Raw genomic sequence first — 2,961 nt, forward strand, 5'->3', positions numbered from 1 at the left:
CTGAAGAAGCCAGGGCTTCTCTTCGTCCTCCCTCTGGCCACAAAGACCATATTGCGTAGCATTCCCGACGGATGCTTGCATGGAGCCACTAACATACGGGTTTTGCCAGGGACTTTGACACGTTGTCAGTACCTCTTGTACACCTATCGCATTGACACGCCGTCGAAAATGTACGCGGCGGTCTAGAAGTGCAGCATCTGTTACCGTGATTATTTCCGGGGTTGTGGGGTGATTCAAGTGCGTGGTGGGTGCTTGGGCGTTGCCCGTTTATGGATTTTCGTCGCGGTTACGTTCTGCGCATTTCCTAGGGTCTTTGAGATGGAATAGCGCATTGGTCGGCGCCCCGTATGGTGGAAACATTTAGTCGAAGTACAAGGGGATCTGGCAAGGCTGCGCTTCCTTAATCTTTGCCAGGAGTTCCCCGATCATGCTAAGTGCAGAATCCTCAGTGAGAGACGTCTGAGCAAACATTCATTTAACGCAATATGATGGACCAGGAATCGTCATGATCAGCGGTGGCTGGATTCTGGGAAAGCACGCGACTATGATGGCGGGGAATGGGCCACCAGGGTTTGCAGGTCGGGCCATACGGGAGATGTCGGCTAAGATGGCTCTCGACAGCGAGGGCTTGGAACGCGGCAAGTCGAACAGCATAGCCAATCGGAGTGGGAAGGGCCGCGAAGTAATGCGCGAAGCCGCCGAACCTGAAAAGGCCAACTGACACCGCCACAACGACATCAACGTGGAAAGGGGTTGCGACATGAAGCACCGTCCCGGACATCCTGTGGGAGCCATTCTGGCCTTGCTGGCCGTCGCCGTCTACTCGATATGCTGCAAACCGGCATGGAGTCCGAAGGGCGATCAGGTCGCGTACATCTCCGTTCAGGATATAGAAGGCGCGGGCCGTTGGGCGGTCGCCATCTACGACCTCGCCACGAAGCAGAGCCGCGTCATCACCGAGACAAGAGCGCCTGATGATTCAACCCTCGTGCCCATGGCGGTGTTTTGGCCGGAACGGGGCCACAAAGTCGCGTATGTGTCAGCGCCTCGCGGCGAGGTCGAGGGTAGCGCGGTGCAGGTCTCAAGGTACAACCTGCGAACGGGCCGCGTGAAGAGCTCCAAGAAGGTCGCCGTCCCCGAGGTTTCGATCGAGTCGGCTGCCGGGCCCGTGTTCCTGGAGGGAAAGCGATGGCTCTGGCTCATGGGAGAATCAAACGCATTCCGCGTCGACGTCACGAAAGGCAAAGCGGAACCACTGCAGCGGGCCAAGGTGGTGACCAAGAGCAATGGCAAGGTGTTCTACTTCGGCGAGAGTGCGAAGGAAGAAATCGAGTTTGGCCGCGTCAAAACCTTCCCTTCCCTGAAGGAACAGCCGCTCTTCACAGTCACGCCCGAAAATGGCAAGGACCTGACGCCGCTCACGGCTATGCCCTCTAAGTGCGTGCGGTTCTCGTATGTCGTAAAGTCTGACAGCTCGAATACGCTGCTAATCTGCGACGAGAAAGGGCAACGCCTGAAGGCAATTCTTCTCCCTGAACAGACCGAGTTAGGGGAGCCTCCAAACGCCGAATGGACTCCGGACGGGACCATGCTCTGGCTCACGGTCAGAGGGACGGATTCCGGCGTCGAGTACACAGGGATCGCCGAGATCCGCGTCGCGGACGGCCACGTCCGAATCGTCAGGATTGACACGAACAAGGAGCATGGCGGTCTCGAGCCGCTTCAACTCTCACTGTCTCCGAATGGGACATGCCTCGCGGCGTCAACAGCCACGGATAAAACCGCCGGATTGTGCCTGGTTGACCTGACCGGCGACGCGCGCACGGTTACGTTCGTGCCGGCCCCGGCAACTCCCGGGCCAGCCAAGACCGGCGCGGCGGAGTAATGATTCACGAGACCGTCATGTGGGTATTCTCGTTCGTGTGCCATCAAGAGGCTGCGCGGACGTGGGCGCCCGGCGGAGTCCCACTGGCCCTGTGCCAGCGCTGTACGGGGGTCTACGCGGGCTCGGCCTTGATGCTGCTCCTTCTCCCTTGGATGTGTTTCCGGCCGAGCCGGTTCACGGGGGCGCTCCACACGGTGCTCATCCTGCAGATGGTCTTTTTCACCGGACATCTCTTGCCTCATCCGGCCAGTGTGCGGACCCTGTCCGGACAGGTCTTCATCGCGGGCGTCTATTATTTCGTATGGACCCATCTCAGCGTCAGGATCGGTCTCACCCGGGATGACCGTTCCCCGCGGGCATACGGCATTGGCCTTCTTGCAGCGCTGCTGATTTTGCAGGGACTCGTCCATGCACCTTTCCGATGGGCCGCGCCAGTGCTCGAACTCCTGTCCTTGATTGGTGTGCTGGGACTCCTTATTGCCGTGGCGGCGACGATCGCCGATCTTGCACTCCATTCGCGGTACAGGCGGTCCGCGAGGTAGTGGGGTAGGCGCTGGATACGGTGCGACAGGCAAAGAGCTCGTCCGAGCACGCAAGATTTGAATTGACAAGGGCCGGCCAGTGCGTCTGTACTCGAAAGGATGCATGGAGAAACTCAACAAAGAACCGGACAAGTAATTGGCCGATCTGGCTCTTAGTTGTCTTCTTTGTGACCGCGTTCGTCCTTGCTTGCATCGTTTGGATTCTCAGAACCCAGTGTAACCGGAAGCGCCCTTAACAGGGCTTTAGGGTGGTGGGAGACAGAGGTGCCGCTGTCGCGGTCCACAATTGTGGTTGGCATGTACGCGAGAAGCCAGACAAGGGCGATGGCAAGCGGGGTGCCGAACAAAACGAGCAACGTCGCTACCGTAAGTCCTTACTGGCCCAAAGAGGCAAGCTTTCGGCAGCCACAGGTGAGACGGGGTGTTCTTGTTGCGTTGTTTCCAGCCCGGCATTAAGATGCGGCGGAACAAGGAAGAAGCCATGGGAATATCTCGTCGTCTCTTTATCCAAAGCGGAGTGTCTGCTGCCGGGGC

At 58.6% G+C, this 2,961-nt stretch carries 2 protein-coding genes; both read left to right on the forward strand.

The window, feature by feature from the left end; all coding sequences use genetic code 11:
• Positions 1–760 precede the first annotated feature (760 nt).
• Positions 761–1,885, forward strand: coding sequence for a hypothetical protein (locus PLJ71_22625; GenBank protein HQM51483.1), 1,125 nt, complete (start codon positions 761–763; stop codon positions 1,883–1,885).
• Positions 1,885–2,427: a DUF2085 domain-containing protein gene (locus tag PLJ71_22630; GenBank protein HQM51484.1), complete on the forward strand. Its 543-nt coding sequence runs from the start codon at positions 1,885–1,887 to the stop codon at positions 2,425–2,427. Before PLJ71_22625 ends, PLJ71_22630 begins: the two co-directional genes overlap by 1 nt.
• The last annotated feature ends 534 nt before the right edge of the window (positions 2,428–2,961 follow it).

The organism is Candidatus Hydrogenedentota bacterium, assembly GCA_035416745.1.
In the GTDB taxonomy this organism is placed as follows: Bacteria; Hydrogenedentota; Hydrogenedentia; order Hydrogenedentales; family SLHB01; genus UBA2224.

Excerpts from the sequence above, each read along its gene's own strand:
- PLJ71_22625 (HQM51483.1), top strand. The coding sequence starts at position 761 with ATGAAGCACCGTCCCGGACATCCTGTGGGAGCCATTCTGGCCTTGCTG.
- PLJ71_22630 (HQM51484.1), top strand. The coding sequence starts at position 1,885 with ATGATTCACGAGACCGTCATGTGGGTATTCTCGTTCGTGTGCCATCAA.